Below are 19276 nucleotides of genomic sequence, written 5' to 3' on the forward strand. Positions count from 1 at the left end.
GAAATTCGGCTGCGCGGCGACGTCCGCCGGTCAGTTGCCGGAAAAGGAGTTGTCGATCGACGTGCGGAGTGACTGAAGCCGCTTGTCGAAACGTGCCACGTCGATCGTCTTCACGGGCTCGTCACGCCGAAGTTCGCATCGCAATGTGTATGATCGGCGCGACAGGTGATTGACCAGGCTGACACTCAGTGACAGCAATCCGTTTGTCTCCGACAGGTGGGTGTTCTTGAACGAGAACATCGTCTTGTCTCCTTGCGCGTGTTGCTTCGGGACACGCCTGTCGCAGGCGACACAGAGGGTCGCTTGCCCAGACGGTGTCGGTCAGGACATCATGTAGTGGCGAGACGCCGAATTCCGGATCTTGCAGTTCGCTTCGCCCTGGTGGGCCGTGTTGCTTGACGATGATGTGGCGCGCTCTGGTATTCCAGAGCGCAATCACTGCAATTTCAATTGTCTTTCACCTCTCAGTGCCCGAGCGCCGACTCCAGGCAACCGATCAGCTTTTCGATATCGACTGGCTTTCCAAGAAATGCGAATGCACCCGCGTTCATCGCCCTACTGCGCGTCCGTTCATCCTTGTAGGAGGTGACAAAGATCATCGGGGGGCGCTCAGAATGCTTGTTCAATTCAGCCTGCAGCTCGATCCCACTGAGGCCGGGCATCTTCACATCGACGAGCATGCAATCGATTATGGATCGCGGTTCGAAGGCGAGAAACTCTTCCGCCGAGGCGAACAGCTGGCACTCGTAACCGCAGGACTTGACGAGATCATCCATGGCTTCACGGATGGCCTCGTCGTCGTCTACGACGGCTATGGTAGGGACTGGGGGCAATGAAACGACCTTTTCTGACTGCTTTCTAATTCTTGTTATGCGCTCATGCCCATTTCAAAGATACCATACTAAGATACAGGTGGTCGTACGCCATCGCCCAGCACTTCGGCCTTTCTCACAAGCTCGGCCACCGAGCGAACTTCCATCTTCCGCATCACATTGCCGCGGTGCAGTTTCACCGTGACCTCGCTGATGCCGAGCTCATAGGCGATCTGCTTGTTCATCAGCCCCCTGACCACCGCCTCCATGACTTCGCGCTCGCGCGGTGTCAGGCTTCCCGCCAGCAAGGCAACGGCTTGGCTCTGCGCATTCTGGCGCCGGCGCACTGCATCGCGCTCGATCGCCGTCGCCACCGCGTCGAGAATGTCCTGATCCTTGAAGGGCTTGGTCAGAAAGTCGACGGCGCCGGCCTTCATTGCCCGCACGCTCATCGGAATGTCCCCGAACCCGGTCATGAAGACAATCGGCATCTGGCTGCCGATGCGCTCCAGTTGTGTCTGGAAATCCAGACCGCTGACACCGGGCAAGCGCACATCGAGGAGAATGCAGCCGGGGCGATTGACGTTTGCCGTCTCCAGGAAGGCCGTCGCGCTCTCGAATGCCTGCACGTCGAACTTCATCGAGCAGAACAGGTCCGTGAGCGCTTCTCGCATCGAGAGGTCGTCATCGACGATGAAGACCACGGACCCGAGCTCTTCCTTTTGTGACTTGCGCCCGTCAGGCATGTTCCACCTCCGGCTTTATCAGCAGGCGCATCTCGAAGATCGCGCCACCTTCGGGATGATTGGTTCCATCGAGCTTTCCACCACGGGCCTCCAGCGTACTGCGGCAAATAGACAGGCCCATGCCCATGCCGGTCGCCTTCGTCGTGAAGAACGGGGCAAACAGCTTGTCCTTCGCATCTTCGGTGATCCCGGGCCCGGAGTCACGCACGGCAATACTCACATGCTCGATATCCGGCCGCTCCGTTGCGATCCCAATGATCCGCTCCGGGCTGCCGGCCTCGTCCATTGCCTGAATGGCGTTGGTCATGAGATTGATCAGCACCTGCTGCAACTCGATCTTCACGGCCGAGACAGGCGGAATGTCAGGCATCCGGTCGACAAGCACGGTCGTGCCACTCCGCTGCAGCTCGTGCTCCATCAGGGCCATCGTCTCGTCGATCAGCCTGTCCAGGCTGACGTTCTCAAGCTTGTTGCGCGAAGGCGAAAGCAGGCCGCGCGTATTCTGGATGATCTCGCTCGCCCGCTGGCTGTCGCGGATCATTCTTTCGGCCGAACGGCGCACGGCGGCGAGATCCGGCGGGTCGCGATCAAGCCAGCGCAGCAGCGTTTGCGAATTGACGACGATCGCGCCGAGCGGCTGGTTGAGCTCGTGTGCAAGCGAGGCCGACATCGCGCCGACCGTTGCGGCCTTCGATGCCTTTGTCAGTTCCGCCTGCGCTTCGGCCAAGGCCTTCAGAGCCATTTCGCGCTGGGTGATGTCGACCATGCTGACGACGACCCGGTGGAAGGCGGCGGGATCTTCCGGGAAACTGATGCTGAACAGCACGAGCTTATCCTCACCATTCTCCGCCCGTACCTCTACCTTGTCTTCGAAGACCCTTTCGCCATCCATGATCGCCTGCAGCACGTCAAGGAATCTCTCTTGCCTCGGAATGATGGAGCGCCGCAGGGCGCCGCCCGCGGAGGACTGAGGTCCAGCAGCTCGCGTGCCGCTTCGTTCGCCGCGACCACTTCGATAAGACCGACGCAGTGATCGATGATGGCCGGATGGGTGCGCGCATGTGCCTTGATGTCGGTGACGCCCTGCGCCCTGAGATCCATCAGATAGCTGCGCAGCTTCGAATAGTCGCGCTCCCACAGCGCAACGCGGGTGCGATCGAAAATCGACCGGTATCGGGCCTCGCTCTCCTTCAGCGCGGAATTGATCGAAAGCAGCGCGAGGCGGGCACTCTCCGTCTTCAGGAGCAGCATGGTCGTGACGAACAGCGCAGCAAGCGCCACGATCAGGCGGATGGTCGATTGAAGGTCAGCATCGTTCCTATGCGTCGTGGCGTAGGAAAGAAGCGCGAGGGCGGCACAAACGGCTGCGATGACAAGCAGGCCGGTGCGCGTGGTTGCTTGGGCGGCAAGCAGCATGGTGACGACATAGAGAACCGCGATGGCGCCCTCGATGTCCGTATAAGTATCAACGTAAAAGACCGCGGCTCCAAGCGCGGCGGCAATCAGGCCGAAAGCCAGATTGTGGCCTGATCCTCCTGCATCGCGAAAGCGAAACATCGTTGACGCTATGGACATTGTTCCCCCAGTCTAGCTTGCCGAAACCATACCTTCTTCCTGGCCCAGTCTAACCTATACATAGGTGTGAGTCGGACTGGCTTTTTGCCAGCCAGAGATAAGCCTCGGGTTGAACGCGATCGTGCTATTTTGCTGCGATATCGCCGCTGACCGGCAACGCCTGGTGGGCGCTTGTCGATCAAGCGGCCTTGCCCTGCGCAACCGGGGTCCCTGCTGCGGGCCTCTTATGATGAAAGTCTGGGTGGAGTGGGCCGAACGGCATCGCGCCCATCAACGCGACGAGCCCCAAACCGACGACGGCGAAGCAAAACGACAGGATAAAGCCATCGGAATAGGCAAGCACATAGGCCTGGGCTCGGACGTGTGCCGCAACCGTCGACAATGCTTCCAGGCTTCCCCGCGGCGAGGCACCGAACAGCGTCTCCAGCCTGGCCATCACGCCATGGAAATCTCGTGAAGAGGCCGTAATCGGGCCGTTCAGTATGTTGGAGTGAAACTGCTCGCGCTGCCGCAGCCAGGTGTTCAGCACGCTGACAGCCAATTCAGCACTTCCAAGCCGGATGACCTGGATATAGGCAGACGCCGCGGTTGCCCGCTTTGGATCGGTGTTTGCCAAGAGGTAGACGACCGTTGAGAAGAAGGTGAACGACTGGCCCGCGGTAAACAGGAGAACGACGGGCAGGAAGTTCCAAGCAGACCATTCAATCGTCAGCCTGGAACCAAAGAGAGAACCGAGCGCCATCGCCACCAGACCGATGAGGATGCACAATCTCGAATCCACCCGACGCTGCAGATAGACGGCCAGCGTGATGAAGACAAAGACCGGGATGACGGCACCAACGACATAGAGCTCTGCAATCGCAATGGGTCGCAACCCGACGACGTTTTGCAGGAATGCCGGGATGACGATCGAGCCGCCGGAGCTCGAGAATGTGAAGGCGACAATAACGGCGTAGCCGAGCCCGATGTTGCGCGACAGGATAACGCTGGCATGTGCCCAGGGGAGTTTCACCACGCTTTCGTTGATGAAAAATCCGATGGCAAGGATCGCGCCGCCGGCAAGAAGCGAATTGATGATGCCTGACTGGAACCAATCGAGCCGGTTTCCCTGGTCAAGAGCGATATAGATCATCGTCATCGATGAACCGAGCAGCAGCATTCCGCCCCAATCGGCAGTCGCAAGCAAGCTGACGTTGATCTCCTCCTTTGGAGCAGCAACGATCAGCAAGAGCGCAATGAGTGGCGCGACGATCACGTCCTGCCAATAGAGCCATTGCCAACCGAGGTAGTCCCCATAGACCCCGACAAGCACGAAACCGAGATTTTGAGACAAGGGAAGGCGAAGCGCGTAAATCGCAATTCCGATCAGCCAGTATCTCATGTCGAGGTTCCGGAAGATCACCATGATCGTTGCCGGGATGAAGACGCCGAGCAGCAGCGCCCGCACAGCATGAAGCGCATAGAGCGCAGTCCCGTCATGGAGCAGCGGGATCGCAAACGAGATGCAGGCGTAGACAAGGCTCGAAGGGATCATCACCCGGCGGACGCCAAACACTGTGGCAAGCCATGCCACCGCCGACGAGATGAGGATCTGCGGTGCGTTGGCAATGGTGTTCAGCCAGGAGGCCTCGTCGGCCCCCAATGAATAGGCGCCGCGCAGGTCTGGAAGGCCGACGGTAAAGACCCTGGTGTCGAAACCGACCACGAAGGACGCCAGCAGCAGCGCGGCGACGATGAGGTAGGGGCGACTGGCTGTCGTGCCACTGGTCACCGGACCATAAGTGCTCGCTGCGGCGCTCACGGCTTTGCGTCCACCGACGTATCGACGCTGACGACAGCCGACATTCCCGGCTTGAGCTGATTGGCAAGCGTTTGGCCCGGATCGAGATCGATCCTGACCGGAATGCGCTGCACGACCTTGGTATAATTGCCGGTGGCATTGTCAGGCGGCAAAAGCGCGAAAATGGAGCCGCTTGCCGGCGACAGCCGGGAGACCTTTCCATCGAGCGTCTGGCCGGGAAATGTATCAATGGTGACCTTGGCCTGACGGCCTGGGGTCATACGGGCAAGCTGTGTCTCCTTGAAGTTTGCCGTCACGTAGACGCTTGGAAGGGGCACCTCCGAAATGACGCTGGTGCCGGCGGCGACAAAATCGCCTTCGTGGACGAGCTTGCGGCCAACGACACCATCGAAGGGTGCATAGATGCGGGTGTATCCCTGGTGAATCAGCGCCGTGTCGAGATTTCCCTGTGCAGCGCTAACCTCAGCGCGCAACAACGGATCCTGTCCATCAAGAACCTTCAACTGCGCCTTCTGTTGCTCGATGGCGGCTGCGGTCGATTTGACGGCAGCCTGGGCCTGGAGATAGGCCGATTGTGCCTGCTGCAGCAGCTGCTGCGACGTGGCATCGCCAAGATTTGTCTGCCGGTGGAACTCAAGCTCAGTCTGGGTTTGCTGGGCAAGCGCGGATGCGTTCTGCGCTTCGGCTGCCTGCACGACAGCCTTCTGCAATGCGATTTGGTTCGCAAGGTTTGCGAGCGAGGCGTTGGTGGATGCCAGGTTCGCCTTGGCCACCTCGACGGCGGCGTCATACTCGCGGGGATCGATTTCACCGAGCAACTGGCCTTTCGTGACCCGCTGATAGTCTCCAACCGGCGTGCTTCGTACCGTGCCGCTGACCTGCGCGCTGAGGGTGGAGACATCAGCATTGATGACCGCGTCGTCCGTCGATTGCTTGGCAGCACCGGCCACCCATCGGTTCCAGTCTGCCATGACCAGTGCCACGCTGGCGCAGACGACCGCGATTGCCAGGGCCGGAATGGCGAGCCGTCTGATTGTCGCCGTGGCCGTCGAAGGCTGCGGGCTCGAAACGAGAGCCTCGCCGGGCGGCGCGAGACTGGCCGGCGGCGGGCTGAGGTTTGTGATATTGAGTGGGTCGTCCATGACGAGCCTCACTCGTTTCTGTTGGCGCAAATCCTTGCCCGGACGGCTATGCGAGCGGGCATGCCCGAAACGTGCCAGCTGTGGTGGAACTGCGCCCAGCCGAGCGCCATGAAGGCCGTCCCGCCGATCAGATTGCCGAGGGTGACCCAGACCAGATTGTGAAGAGCGCCGGCAACAGGGGTATTTGCGGGATGATCGCCAATCAGCCTCATGAAGAAGGTGGCAGGATCGACATGCGCACCGGCGGTAAACGTCAGAATGTCGCCGAAGCCGATATAGGCGCCCGCCATCGCCGCTCCCAGGCCCGCGAAGAGCCGGCTGCGGACCATGGGTGCCTTGCGTTCGCCCAGGCGGGAAAGGTTGGTGATGGAATCCTGGTACATGACGAGATCCTCGCATCCTGATCGAACCGAGCGCTTCGCTGGTCGATGCAAGGAGTCTAGTCGAACGGACTGCTGCGGTGAATCATACGTAGGTGTAGGTGGTGAGTGGTGTGGGATTGGCAAGCGGGACGACTGCAAGCAAGGAAAGAGGGCGCAGCTCGCGAGCTCATTTGTGCTCCCGTCCGGCGCAAGGCCTGGAGAAGAATGACCCGGTTCCGGCGGCAACGAAAAAATGGACACCCTCGCTCGATCTGGCAGTCCACTGCCTCAGATGGACGCGGGTGGCAAACGGATTGTCGCGATCGTCAGTTCGCGAGCATGCCGATCGCCAAAATCCTGCGGCCTGGGCGAGTTATGCCCGATATTTGGAAAAGATTGTTAACGATGCCGCGGTTTCTTGCGGGGGGCCAAAGCCTCCGGCTCTCATAAAAAGAAGGCCGTCTCCGGGCGGATGGAGACGGCCTAGGCGGACCTTGGGAGGATCCGCGGCCTCGGCGGAGGGGAGGGACACCGAAGCCCGGTAGCTGGGAGGATGCTACCCGCCTCATCGAGGGGTTGAGGCGATAGAGAAAAGGTAGACCGAACGGGCAGATTGCGTAACTACACTTAGGTATGGGCCCGCCTATACCACCAGGCAATCTCGGTCCATCTGCGCGCTCGTCTATCGATGAACGTTTTCGACCGGTGGGCGCGTGAGAATAACCTTGGGCGGCCGTGCTCTGTGTCGTGCCCATGGGCTGGAGGTAAATTGCTGGGAGAAATGTGGCTGATGGTAGCTCTGCTACCGAGTTCGGTAAAATCCTATCGCCGAGTAGATAGGTACCCTGCCGCCAATTCCGCCCGGCAAGCCTCACCAAAATCAAGGAGAAAGTTCATCGCGCCGGAACGGGCAAGATCCCGGATTTCAGAGAGCGAGCGATTGGGTGTCAGATAGGTTTCGACGATCCTTGCCATCGCCAGCTCGGCTCCATCCACGACCGGACGGGATGCGATCAGACGCATCTGGGCGACCAATGCATAGAGCAGCACGAGGTCGGAGACGTCGTCTTTCTGGTGGCTGATTGCGTCACCGTAAAGCCGCGTGGCTTCGGCGATGAAATCCGAAAACAGCTTTTCGCGCTTGGCAGCTTCGAGCTCGCGATGTTTTTCCTTCACCTGTGATCGATGCGTCATCCACGTGGTGGCAAACGAGGTCAGGCTGCCAATCGCAATGCCGGCGAGACCCATCAGAGCAGAGATGTATGCGTCCATGAGAATTCTCCTCTCGGAACGAGACGGCGCGCACCACATAAATGACAGGGCGGGTGACCGATAAGCCCCAGGTTCTACTCGGCAGGCGGAGGAGGACCTATCCAAACGCCTTCTGGTACCGTGGGGATACAATTCGCCAATCCGTCGAGCATGCCTTGCAAGACGTTCTCGGTCAGCTCCTCGATCTTGCCGCTGGGACCGACGAGGCGGTCTACGAGCAGCAAAGTGAGTCCGTGCATTTGCGACCAGAATATTAGAATGGCCCCATCAATCTTACGGGTGTTTGCCGCGGTGTTTGGAATGAGACGCCCGAGTGCGCCGTCGCATATCGCGCCTACAATGAGGGCTTTCATGTTGTTAGCCGCAGTTCTTTCGATCGCAGGGCGCCCATTGTCCTGACCGGTAAGATAGCCGCCGAACATCAATCTGTAGAGCGCAGGATTGTTGACGCCGCCGCAAACATACGCGCGCGCCATGGCTGCCAGCCGCTCGCGCGGACTGTCGAGTTTCTTCGTCGCGTCGGTCATCTTTTTTGCAAGGAGCTCGAATCCCACCGCCGAGACGGCCGTCAGCAATTCACGCTTGTCGGCGAAGTGTTTGTACGGGGCGTTATGGCTGACGCCCGCGCGACGGGCGAGCTCCCGAAGCGAAAACTCCGTGCTTTGGGATTCGCTGAGAACATCGAGGGCGGCACCTACGATCGCCCTGTGCAGATCACCATGGTGGTAGGGACGCAGCTCTGTCGTGGAAATGTCTTGGGTCATATCCGTCCATTTAGGTGTTGAAGTTGCTTCTGTCAACATTTTTGCTCGAGCGATGTTGACATTGTCCACTCTGCTCTCTAAGTGGGCGTTGTCAACATCGAGCAAGCCCCGTTACGCGCATCAGATTGGAGACTCCAATGAACCGTGAGGACCGCAGCTTAGAAGCGTCGGACCTGCGTTACCCAAGGTCTTGTCATGGGCAAGGGTGGAAGGAACGAGGTCAAGGAGTTCACCGCCATGTGGACGCTGAAGCCCGACGCCGACTGCCGCAGGCAACATTGGGCTGAAATCGCCTGCAGACAACTCCCTGATCTCAGCCACAGCTCCCATTTTTCGGCGCAATGCAGCCATGCAATTCGCGCCCGCGGGACACTACAACAAAAGAGGTACACTGCATGGCCGATCAACATCCCGTCACAAAAAAGACGCGCCACCTCACGGAGCGTCCGCCGTTCGAGCGTATCGCGCTATTGTTGCAAGGCGGAGGGGCGCTCGGTTCGTATCAGGCGGGTGTCTACCAGGCTCTGGCCGAAGCCGGTCTGCATCCGGACTGGGTCGCCGGCATCTCCATCGGTGCCATCAACAGTGCCTTGATTGCCGGCAATCCGCCCGACAGACGAGTGGAGGCGCTCCGGAGCTTCTGGGAGACGGTAACGGCCCCGGCTCACGGGATTCCCACTCTGTTTTCAGCCATGCTGGGGGCGATGGGGTTCCAGGGTGATTTCGCGCGTGGCCTGCTCAATCAGGCACACGCCTTCGCCACCCTCACGGACGGCGCAGCGGGCTTCTTCACGCCCCGTCCGGTGCCACCTTTCTTTTCGTCCGCCGGCAGTATCGAGGCGGAAAGCTTCTACGACGTCGCGCCGCTCAAGGCGACGCTGGAGCGGCTGGTGGACTTCGACCGCATCAACACGGGAGCCATGCGTTTCAGCGTCGGCGCCGTCAACGTACGCACCGGCAACTTCGAGTATTTCGACACCACGACCCACGATATCCGCCCCGAACATATCATGGCGAGCGGCTCCCTGCCGCCCGGCTTCCCGGCGACGAGGATCGACGGCGAGTGCTACTGGGATGGCGGCCTCATATCCAACACTCCGCTGCAATGGGTCCTCGACAACTCGCCGCGCCAGGACACGCTGGCCTTTCAGGTCGACCTCTGGAGCGCGCGTGGCGAGTTCCCGCGTGACCTCCTCGGCATCGAACTACGGCAGAAGGATATCCGCTTCTCAAGCCGCACCCGCGTGGCGACCGACCAATTCAAGACGCAGCAGCGGCTGCGTCGCGCCCTCGGCCATCTGGTCGAACTCGTCCCGCAGGACGCGCTGCTGCGCGCCGATCGGGAGATCAAGCTTCTCGTCGATCAGGCTGACGAGAAGGTCTACAACATCGTCCAGCTCATATATCGCGCCAAGAACTACGAAGCCAGCTCCAAGGATTACGAGTTCTCCCGCCTGACCATGGAGGAGCACTGGACCTCCGGCTACAACGACGCCCTTCGAACACTGCGCCACCCCGAGGTGTTGCAGCGGCCCGACACGCCCGACGGCGTGGCCATTTTCGACTTCGATTGAATTTTCACCAAAGAAGAGCACAACCATGAAGATCGCCGCAATCCGCGAAAATGCCTTCGCGATGCCGCTCAACAATCCGGCCTATCCCAGGCCACCCTACAAGTTCTACAATCGCGAATTTGTCGTCATCAACTATCGGACCGATCCGGAGACCCTGCGCGCCGTCGTGCCGGAGCCGCTGGAAGTGATCGGCGACGCCGTAGCCTATGAATTCATCCGCATGCCGGATTCGACCGGCTTCGGCGACTATACGGAGACCGGGCAGGTCATTCCGGTGCGCTTCACGACGCCATCCGGCGAGGTCCAGGAAGGCAGCTATGTGCATGCCATGTACCTCGACGACAACTCGCCGATCGCCGGCGGGCGCGAGATCTGGGGCTTTCCGAAGAAACTGGCGACCCCGAAGCTGTCGCACGAGCAGGAGACGCTCGTCGGAACGCTGCACTATGGCTCGGTTCTCTGCGTGAGGGCGACCATGGGTTACAAGCATCGGGAGCTCCCCCTGGAGCCGCTGGCAAAAGCGATGGCGAAGCCTGCCTTCATGTTGAAGATCATCCCGCACGTCGACGGCTCGCCCCGGATTTGCGAACTGGTGCGCTGCCATCTTGAGGATGTGACGCTGAAGGGCGCATGGGCCGGGCCGGCAGCCCTGCAATTGTTCGAACACGCGATGTGCGATGTCGCGCGGCTGCCCGTGCGGGAGGTCACGTCGGCCAGCCATTACATCGCAGACCTAACGCTCGGCCTTGGCGAGGTCGTATTCGACTATCTCAAGCACGACTGAACCCGGAACTGAAAGGAACTATCCATGTCTCGATTTGATGGACGAGTGGCTGTTATCACCGGAGCCGCGGGCGGCATCGGCAAGGAAATCGCGCTTCGCTTCGCAGCCGAAGGTGGCATTCCCGTGATCGCCGACCTCAATCTCGACGCCGCGAATGCAACGGCGGCCGAGGTCAAGGGCAAGGGCGGCGACGCCTTCGCGGTGGCGATGAACGTCGCCGACGAGGAGCAGGTGGAAAAGGCCGTAGGCGAGGTGGTCGCCAGGTTCGGCAAGGTCGACGTGCTCGTCAGCAATGCCGGCATCCAGATCGTCAAGCCTCTGGTCGATTTTCCCTTTGCGGACTGGAGAAAGTTGCTTTCGATCCATCTTGACGGCGCCTTTCTGACCACCCGTGCCTGCCTCAAGCACATGTATGCCGCCAATTACGGCCGGGTGATCTACATGGGGTCCGTGCACTCCAAGGAAGCGTCGAAGCTGAAGGCGCCTTATGTCACGGCGAAGCACGGACTGATCGGACTGGCTAAGGTACTGGCAAAGGAAGGAGCCGCGCACAACGTCACGGCCAACGTGGTCTGCCCCGGCTTCGTGCGCACGCCGCTCGTCGACAAACAGATCCCCGAGCAGGCGCGGGAGCTCGGCATCAGCGAGGACCAGGTGGTCAAGACGGTGATGCTCAAGGATACGGTCGACGGCGAGTTCACCAGCACCGATGACGTGGCGGACGCTGTTCTCTATTTCGCGGCGGCCAGGTCCAATGCCGTGACCGGTCAGTCGCTGGTCGTGAGCCACGGCTGGTTCATGCAGTAGGATCGGTGCGGACAGACGGACGACACCTTGCACCCCGGAAACAACTCTACCTCGCGACGAGCCGCAGTAGGTTCGCGCTATCTCGTTCTTTAGTATCAAAGGAAATGAACATGGAAGTCTGCAATGGTTTGCGGCAGGCCCTCTCGAAGGCCTGGCGACCTTCGGTCGCCAGGAGTCGCTCTGTCGACAGCGTGCGTGGAGTGACTGCGATACTGCGGAGCGCCGTCCAGACTACTGCGCTCGGCGTCTGCGTAGGATTCGCCGCACTGCCGACAGCCCGAGCCGATGAACCGACACCTCCGTTCAAGCCAGCCGTCAGCGACGAGGCCGCCACCGCCGTTTCGCAGATGGGCAAGACGCTCCTTGCCAGGGACCTGTCGATTACAGCAAGAACGATCAGTGTTTACCTGGACGAATTTGGGCAGCCGCTTCACATCTTCCATACGATGAAAATCGCGGTGCGCCGTCCCGATCGGATCGCAGTCGAATTCACCGGCGATGACGGCAAGCACGATCTGTTCTACGACGGCAAGGCGGCCTCGGTCTTCTATCCCGACAGCAAGAAGTACATGATGATCCCCGCATCGGGTGACATACCGTCCGCGATCGACGACGTGACAGAGAAGCTGGACCTCGATTTCCCGCTCGGCGTCCTCTTTGGAGGTTCTCCGGACAAAGTTCTGTTGGGCGATGCCGGGGCCGCCTGGCAGGTGGGGACGGCTACCGTCGACGGCATTGAGTGTCGGCATCTGCTTTTCTCACAGAAGTCCGGCATCGATGTGGAATTGTGGGTCGAGAACAATAGCGCTGCGACGCCCCGTCGCCTGATCGTCACCTACCCGTTGCTGCAGGGCCGGCCCAGGTTCATCGCAGAATTCACGAGTTGGAAGACCCAGCCCCCTCTGTCCGACGCCGAATTCACCTTTGAACCTCCCGTCGGTGCGAAAAAGATCGACCTGACACCAGCCGTCGCGTCGGGAACGGAAGGAAGCAAGTGATGAGCTATCTGAGGCGCACCTGCTTTGCTTTTCTCGCTTTAACGGCCATTACATCGGACGTTGCCTTCGGTCAGTTTGCGCCGCCGCCCGGCGGTCCACCGCCCCTGCCGTCTGGAGGCCCACCACATCTGCCGTCGGGCGCGCCGCCACGTCCGCGGATGGGCGGCATACCGCGCCCGCCGATGGCAAGCCACGGCCGCCTGCCGATGAGCGTGCAGAACCGTCCACCGGTGAACCGTCGTACTCGTGTGCCAAGTGTCGCTGGCGCAAAGGGGCGATTGGCGGAAGGGGCGGGCCGTGGAGGGAGCAACGTGTCCGGAAATGTCCGCAACACGCTGAACTCAGACGGCAACTTCAACGGGGACCGCGCCTTCATGAACTCCGGGGGCAATATCGTCGCAAAAGACTCAGGCAACCTCACCGTCAACAACTCCGGCGATCTCAAGGTCTCTGGGAACGGCAACGGATACTTTGGCCGTGGATACTATGGTCGTGGGGACCACGGCGTTGGAGACTATGGTCACGGAGAGTATGGCCGTGGAGACTATCGTCGCGGAGCCTACGTCCTGGGCGGCTATGCGGCAGGCGTCGTCGCCGGTGCTGCGGCCGCCTCCAGCACCGGCAGAACGACATATTCTTCCGACGGATACCAGTCTGGATCCGCTACGGGTTCCTCTGGCGCAGCGTCCTCGGGTTCGTTCCACGGCACCTCTTCGGGTTCGTCTCACGCGACGTCTTCAGGCTCTTCTGGCCGGTCATCTGCGGGCTCTTCCAATCAGAGCCGCTCCGATCCGTCCGCTGGCGGTGGAAACGGCGGATCGAATACGGGCGGCAGCAACAGCAGCTCCCCGTCGGTGAATCCGCTGATTGTGGGTCTGTTTGAGAGCCTGCCACCGGATGGCACGGTATGGACATCGGAAGGTGCGGTCGATTGGCTTCAGGCCGCCGCCGCAAATTTGCGGATCGCATATAAAATCCAGGGAAACATCTTGGTCACGGGCGCGACTCCGCCGTCTGATTAGGACCGCGTGCCTGGTGGGAACTTGAATCAGCTCAAGGTGGCGGAGAGGTTCAGCATCGTGGGCCGGACAATCGCGACGAATCCGGCCTTTGCGAGGCAGGGCTCCTTCCGCTTTGACGCACCCCTACAGATCAGGCCACCCGTCCCGAAGGCGGCAGAAGTCCGTTCACAGCGAGGTCAGCGGCCTCCATCGCCATGGTGGCAGGCGCTGATCTGCAGCGGACGTGGCTTGGTCCTAGTCGCCCGCTCCGTGTCGATGTTGCGCTTGTCAACATTTTTCCCTGTGCAATGTTGACAATGCCCACTCTAGCCTTTAAGTGGGCGTTGTCAACATCGGGTGATGACCCGTTATGCGACGAACAACGCGGCTCTCTTTTGGTCGCAAAACCTACCGGAGCAAAAAATGCAGTCCTTTCGATTGCTGGGAGTTGGTCTCGCCTGCGCATTTCTGGCTGCCTGCGAGGACAAAGCTGAAGTGGCGCCGCCGCCGCAGCAGGTCCGCGTTGTTGCGGCGTCGGCGGCTCAGTATCAACCGGGTGCGGAAATCACCGGCGAGGTGAAGGCACGGGTCCAGACCGAACTCTCCTTTCGCGTCAGCGGTCGGGTTCTCGAGAGAAAGGTCGACGTCGGATCGCACGTCCGCGCCGGCGACGTGCTTGCAAGGCTCAACGACACGGAACAACAGGCGGATGTGAGTGTCGCCCGTGCCGCGCTGGAGTCGGCGCAGGCCGTCGTTGCACAGAAGACGCTGGCGTTCGAGCGGTCGAGGTCGCTCCTGCAGTCGCAGGCGGTTCCTCGGGCGATCTTTGACGATGCGCAGAAGGAGCTGCTGAGCGCGCAGGCTTCCCTCGAGGCCGCGGAGGCCGCGCTCGCGACGGCCGAGGACGCGCTGTCCTACACCGAGCTGAAGGCCGCCGCGGACGGCATCATCACATCGCGCGGCATTGAGGCGGGGCAGGTGGTATCAGCGGCGCAGTCTGCCTTCACGCTCGCCCACGACGGTCCGAGAGATGCAGTGTTCGATGTCTTCGAGGCGTTCTTCCTGGATGGCCGGCCGTTGAAGGACGTCGAGGTCGCACCGGTATCGGATCTCTCCCGCGACGTCCATGCCAACATACGCGAGGTCTCGCCCGTCATAGACGGGAAGGGTGGCACGATCCGGATCAAGGTGGGGCTCCAGGAAGCCGCGCAATGGCCGCTCGGGACGCCCGTGGTGGGCAAGCTGCGGGCCTCGCCGCGCGACGGAATTGTGCTGCCCTACACCGCGATCGCATCAGCCGAAGGCGAACCCGCCGTGTGGCTGGTCAACACCCAAAACCATTCTGTTTCGCTCCGCAAGATATCGGTCGACCGATACCGCCAGAGCGATTTCGTCGTCACCGGCGGCGTCACCCCGCATGACCTGATCGTCACCGAAGGCGGCAAATTCCTCAAGGAAGGCCAGGCAGTCGCTTGGGAAGGCAAGTGAGATGACACTCGTTCGCATATGTAGCTCTCTTCCAATGGTTCTATCAGTTTCCCTGCTTGTCGGCTGTGATCGAAACTCTGTCGCAGGAGAGCAGGCGCCCCCCCGTCCTGTCAAAGTCGTCATGGCTGCGGCTGAACAGGACAAAGTGCCAAGCTTGCCCGGCGTGGTGCGAGCCCGCATCGAGACCGATCTGGCGTTCCGGACTCTCGGAAGGATGGTGTCTCGCAAGGTCGATGTTGGCGACCTGGTCCACAAGGGCGATGTCCTTGCGGAGATCGATCCTCTCAGTCTGCAGCTTGCGGTCAAGAGCGCGGAAGCCGATCTGCGCAACGCCCAGGCGCAGTTGGAGAACGCCGCGACGACCGAAACGCGCAAGCGAAGGCTTGTCCAGAGCAATGCAGCCAGCATTGCCGATCACGATCTTGCCGAACAGCAGCTCAAGTCGGCTACCGCCAATGCTGCGAAAGCAACGGCGAGCCTTGCCAAGGCGAATGAGCAACTTGGCTACTCCCAACTGAGGGCCGAGTTCGATGGCGTCGTCACCGCCACGTTCGTAGAAATGGGCCAGACCGTCTCGGCGGGCCAGCCTGTCCTGAAGCTGGCACGCCTCGAGCAGCGCGACGTGGTCGTCGACGTTCCGGAGGCGCAGTTCAGCAATATTCGCCTGGACGACCGCTTTAATGTCGCCCTTCAGCTTGACAGCAGGATTCGAGCCATTGGTGTCGTCCGCGAGATCGCGCCTCAAGCCGATCCGAATACCCGCACCTATCGGCTGAAGATCGCAATCGATCAAGCGCCCGACATCTTCCGCCTTGGCGCCGTGGTCACCGCGACGCCGCTTGGCGAAGAAAGGAAGCAGGCGATCGCGTTGCCGGTCTCCGCTATCCGCAGCGAAGACGGCGCCATCCAGGTCTGGGTGGTGGATCGCTCGACAGCCACTGTCGTTCCGAGAGCGGTTGAACTGGATGGCCCGGCGTCCAACGCCCGTTCCGTTAGGGTTCTATCGGGCCTGCGGGAAGGGGAAGAGGTCGTCATCGCCGGAATCGATGAACTCGTCGATGGACAGAAAGTGAAACTCGGACAGGAGCCACGCCCGTGAATAAATTCAACCTTTCGGACTGGGCGCTCGCGCATCGCTCTCTCGTCTGGTATTTCATGATCATGTTTGCGGTAGCGGGCGCCTTTGCCTATCTTGGACTCGGCCGCGAAGAAGATCCATCGTTCACGATCAAGACGATGGTGATCCAGGCCCAGTGGCCCGGCGCTTCTGCCGAGGAGGTGACACAGCAGGTTACCGACCGCATCGAAAAGAAGCTGCAGGAACTCGACAACCTCGAACACACGCGCAGCATCACGACCGCCGGTCAGACGACCGTCTTCGTCGACCTGCTGCCCGATACGAACGCGCGGGACGTAAAGCCCACCTGGTCGCGCGTCCGCAACCTGGTCGACGACATTAAGCACGAATTTCCTCAAGGCGTGGTCGGTCCCTTCTTCGACGACCAGTTCGGCGACGTCTATGGCAATATCTTTGCCTTTACGGGCGACAGCGGACTTAACCAGAGGGAACTGCGTGATTTCGCGGAGAACGCCCGAACGCAGATCCTCAAGATCCCCGACGTCGGCAAGGTCGACATCGTCGGGGCGCAGGATGAGGTGATCTATCTCGAATTCTCCACCCGCAAGATCGCCGCCCTCGGCATCGACCGCTCCGCGATCATTGCCACGCTGCAGGCGCAAAACGCCGTCACCCAGTCCGGCTTTGTGGAAACCGGGCCCGAGCGCGTCGCTTTGCGGGTCGGCGGGCGCTTCATCTCCGAAGACACCTTGCGTGGGATCAATCTTCGGGTAAACGACCGCTTCTTCCCGCTGACGGACGTCGCCACCATCACCCGCGGCTACGTCGATCCACCGACGTCGCTCTTCCGCTTCAACGGAAAGCCAGCCATCGGGCTCGCGATCGGCATGAAGACGGGCGGCAACCTGCTCGCCTTCGGGGAAACGCTTGAAAAGACGATGGGTAACATCATCCAGGAGCTTCCGGTCGGCGTCTCCGTCGAAAAGGTCTCCGACCAGCCGAAGGTGGTCGAGGAGGCGGTTGGGGGCTTCACAAAGGCGCTGTTCGAGGCGGTCGCGATCGTGCTCGCGATCAGCTTCATCAGCCTCGGGATGAGGGCCGGCCTGGTGGTGGCAATCGCGATCCCGTTGGTGCTCGCCATCACCTTCCTGGTGATGCTCTACACGGGCATCTCGCTGCAGCGCATCTCGCTCGGAGCGCTGATCATCGCGCTTGGCCTCCTCGTCGACGACGCCATGATCGCCGTCGAGATGATGGTCGCGCGGCTGGAAGCAGGTGACAGTCTCACGAAAGCCGCCACCTACGTCTATACATCCACGGCATTCCCGATGCTGACGGGCACGCTCGTCACGGTCGCGGGTTTCATCCCCGTTGCTTTCAACAAGAGCAGCGCGGGCGAGTTCACCTTCACGCTTTTTGTCGTCATCGCGGTTTCACTCGTCGTTTCGTGGGTGGTCGCCGTCGTGTTCACGCCGCTGATCGGGGTGACCATTCTACCGAAGACCATGAAGAAGCACGCCGAGCACAAGGGCCGCTTTGCGAAGGCGTTTGCGAGCCTTCTGCAGTTCTGCCTGCGCTGGCGTTGGATGACGATCGTCGCAACAGTCCTACTCTTCGCTGGATCGGTCGTCGGTCTGTCGATGGTGCAGCAGCAGTTCTTCCCGAGCTCCGACCGACCTGAACTGATCGTCGACTGGAACCTGCCGCAGAACAGTTCGATTGCCGAAACGAGCCGCCAGATGGCCCAGTTCGAGCATGAGATGCTGGCCGGCAACCCTGGCGTCGAACATTGGTCGACATACGTTGGGAGGGGTGCGCCGCGCTTCGTTCTTTCCTTCGACGTGCAGCCGGCAGACGTGTCCATCGGCCAGACGATCATTGTCACCAAGGGGCTCGACGTCAGGGACAAGCTGAAGCAGCAGATGGAAACCTACCTTCAGAAGACGTTTCCGGGAACGGACGCCTACGTGAAGCTACTGGACATCGGCCCGCCGGTTGGCAAGCCGATCCAGTACCGTGTGTCCGGTGAAAATCTGCAGACGGTGCGCGACCTGGCACAGAAGCTGGGCTCGATCGTCGGCACCCATCCCTCCCTTACGAACCTTGCCTTCAATTGGAACGAGCCGGCCCGCGTCGTGAAGATCGACGTGCTGCAGGACAAGGCCAGACAGCTCGGCGTCTCGTCGCAGGACATCGCAATGGCGCTCAACACCGTCGTCCAAGGAAATGCCGTAACGCAGGTCCGGGATGACATCTATCTGGTCAATGTCATCGGCCGTGCCGCGGAAAAGGAGCGCGGCTCGATCGACACCCTGCTTGACCTGCAACTGCAAAGCAGCAGTGGTCAATCTGTCCCGCTGTCATCGGTCGCGACCTTCCACTATGAGCTCGAACAGCCGACGATCTGGCGGCGCGACAGAGTTCCCACCATCACGATCAAGGCCGGGATCGGCGATGCGACGCAGCCGGCGACCGTCGTGAAGGCGCTCTCCGACAAGGTCGCGGCCTTCGAAAAGACGCTGCCGGCCGGGTATTCCGTCAAGGTCGGCGGCGCGGTCGAGGAGAGCGCCAAGTCGCAGGGTCCGATCGCGAAGGTGGCGCCGGCCATGTTCGTCATCATGGCGACGCTGCTGATGATCCAGCTTCAGAGCTTCCACAGGCTGTTTCTGGTCTTTTCCGTGGCGCCTCTGGCGCTCATCGGCGTCGTCGTGGCGCTGCTTGTCAGCAACTCGCCATTGGGGTTCGTCGCACTCCTGGGCGTGCTCGCGCTGGTCGGGATCCTCATCCGCAACTCCGTGATCCTGATCGTCCAGATCGAGGAGCTGCGTGCAGAGGGAATGTCGGCATGGAAGGCGGTGGTAGAGGCGACCGAACATCGAATGCGGCCGATCATGCTCACTGCCGCGGCCGCAACGCTCGCCCTGATCCCGATCTCGCATGAGATTTTCTGGGGTCCCATGGCCTACGCCATGATGGGTGGGATCGTCGTCGGCACGGCACTGACACTTCTCTTCCTGCCGGCGCTCTACGTCGCCTGGTTCCGGATCCCTCGCGAAGTCGAGCAGCACTGAG

18 protein-coding genes are annotated in these 19276 nt (G+C 60.9%); 8 read left to right on the forward strand and 10 right to left on the reverse strand.

Features of this window, described 5'->3' with window-relative positions; genetic code table 11:
* Positions 1–30: 30 nt before the first annotated feature.
* The 10 genes from ACSQ9D_RS24830 to ACSQ9D_RS24875 all read right to left on the reverse strand — a co-directional run bounded on the left by ACSQ9D_RS24830 (position 31) and on the right by ACSQ9D_RS24875 (position 8474).
* Complete coding sequence (locus tag ACSQ9D_RS24830; RefSeq protein ID WP_436284532.1) at positions 31–240, reverse strand: hypothetical protein; 210 nt, start codon at positions 238–240, stop codon at positions 31–33.
* A gap of 224 nt (positions 241–464) precedes the next feature.
* The gene (locus ACSQ9D_RS24835; protein ID WP_436284533.1) at positions 465–833 is read right to left on the reverse strand and encodes a response regulator transcription factor; all 369 of its coding nucleotides are present in this window, start codon (positions 831–833) and stop codon (positions 465–467) included.
* 68 nt (positions 834–901) lie between these two features.
* Positions 902–1558, reverse strand: a complete 657-nt coding sequence (locus ACSQ9D_RS24840; protein WP_436284534.1) for a response regulator transcription factor — start codon at positions 1556–1558, stop codon at positions 902–904.
* Positions 1551–2465, reverse strand: coding sequence for a sensor histidine kinase (locus tag ACSQ9D_RS24845; protein ID WP_436284535.1), 915 nt, complete (start codon positions 2463–2465; stop codon positions 1551–1553). The genes ACSQ9D_RS24840 and ACSQ9D_RS24845 overlap by 8 nt, the downstream gene beginning before the upstream one ends.
* A complete protein-coding gene (locus tag ACSQ9D_RS24850; RefSeq protein WP_436284536.1) occupies positions 2417–3133 on the reverse strand; it encodes a hypothetical protein in 717 nt (238 codons plus the stop codon). Before ACSQ9D_RS24850 ends, ACSQ9D_RS24845 begins: the two co-directional genes overlap by 49 nt.
* A 178-nt stretch (positions 3134–3311) precedes the next feature.
* On the reverse strand, positions 3312–4934 hold the full coding sequence (locus tag ACSQ9D_RS24855) for an MFS transporter (RefSeq protein WP_436284537.1): 1623 nt from the start codon (positions 4932–4934) through the stop codon (positions 3312–3314).
* Positions 4931–6076, reverse strand: coding sequence for an HlyD family secretion protein (locus ACSQ9D_RS24860; protein WP_436284538.1), 1146 nt, complete (start codon positions 6074–6076; stop codon positions 4931–4933). The genes ACSQ9D_RS24855 and ACSQ9D_RS24860 overlap by 4 nt, the downstream gene beginning before the upstream one ends.
* Positions 6077–6084: 8 nt before the next feature.
* Entirely contained in the window at positions 6085–6459 is a 375-nt protein-coding gene (locus ACSQ9D_RS24865; protein ID WP_436284539.1) for a hypothetical protein, read from the reverse strand.
* Between the two features lie 801 nt (positions 6460–7260).
* Entirely contained in the window at positions 7261–7710 is a 450-nt protein-coding gene (locus ACSQ9D_RS24870; RefSeq protein ID WP_436284540.1) for a hypothetical protein, read from the reverse strand.
* Positions 7711–7784: 74 nt separating this feature from the next.
* Positions 7785–8474 carry a TetR/AcrR family transcriptional regulator gene (locus ACSQ9D_RS24875; RefSeq protein WP_436285165.1) on the reverse strand — a complete coding sequence of 230 codons (690 nt, stop codon included), beginning with the start codon at positions 8472–8474 and terminating at the stop codon, positions 7785–7787.
* Positions 8475–8869: 395 nt separating this feature from the next.
* Between ACSQ9D_RS24875 and ACSQ9D_RS24880 the strand changes: the two genes are divergently transcribed.
* From ACSQ9D_RS24880 to ACSQ9D_RS24915, 8 genes are all read left to right on the forward strand, one after another.
* Positions 8870–10048, forward strand: a complete 1179-nt coding sequence (locus ACSQ9D_RS24880) for a patatin-like phospholipase family protein (RefSeq protein ID WP_436284541.1) — start codon at positions 8870–8872, stop codon at positions 10046–10048.
* 25 nt (positions 10049–10073) lie between these two features.
* Positions 10074–10832 (forward strand): acetoacetate decarboxylase, encoded by a 759-nt coding sequence (locus ACSQ9D_RS24885; RefSeq protein WP_436284542.1) that lies wholly within the window; start codon positions 10074–10076, stop codon positions 10830–10832.
* Positions 10833–10856: 24 nt separating this feature from the next.
* Positions 10857–11639: a 3-hydroxybutyrate dehydrogenase gene (locus tag ACSQ9D_RS24890; protein WP_436284543.1), complete on the forward strand. Its 783-nt coding sequence runs from the start codon at positions 10857–10859 to the stop codon at positions 11637–11639.
* Positions 11640–11749: 110 nt separating this feature from the next.
* The gene (locus ACSQ9D_RS24895; RefSeq protein ID WP_436284544.1) at positions 11750–12637 is read left to right on the forward strand and encodes a DUF2092 domain-containing protein; all 888 of its coding nucleotides are present in this window, start codon (positions 11750–11752) and stop codon (positions 12635–12637) included.
* Positions 12637–13659 carry a hypothetical protein gene (locus tag ACSQ9D_RS24900; RefSeq protein ID WP_436284545.1) on the forward strand — a complete coding sequence of 341 codons (1023 nt, stop codon included), beginning with the start codon at positions 12637–12639 and terminating at the stop codon, positions 13657–13659. The genes ACSQ9D_RS24895 and ACSQ9D_RS24900 overlap by 1 nt, the downstream gene beginning before the upstream one ends.
* Positions 13660–14061: 402 nt before the next feature.
* On the forward strand, positions 14062–15126 hold the full coding sequence (locus ACSQ9D_RS24905; protein ID WP_436284546.1) for an efflux RND transporter periplasmic adaptor subunit: 1065 nt from the start codon (positions 14062–14064) through the stop codon (positions 15124–15126).
* A 1-nt stretch (position 15127) separates the two neighbouring features.
* The gene (locus tag ACSQ9D_RS24910; protein WP_436284547.1) at positions 15128–16225 is read left to right on the forward strand and encodes an efflux RND transporter periplasmic adaptor subunit; all 1098 of its coding nucleotides are present in this window, start codon (positions 15128–15130) and stop codon (positions 16223–16225) included.
* Positions 16222–19275 (forward strand): efflux RND transporter permease subunit, encoded by a 3054-nt coding sequence (locus tag ACSQ9D_RS24915; RefSeq protein WP_436284548.1) that lies wholly within the window; start codon positions 16222–16224, stop codon positions 19273–19275. Before ACSQ9D_RS24910 ends, ACSQ9D_RS24915 begins: the two co-directional genes overlap by 4 nt.
* The last annotated feature ends 1 nt before the right edge of the window (position 19276 follow it).

The sequence above is a fragment of the Rhizobium sp. LjRoot258 genome, from assembly GCF_964254185.1.
Lineage (GTDB): Bacteria > Pseudomonadota > Alphaproteobacteria > Rhizobiales > Rhizobiaceae > Rhizobium.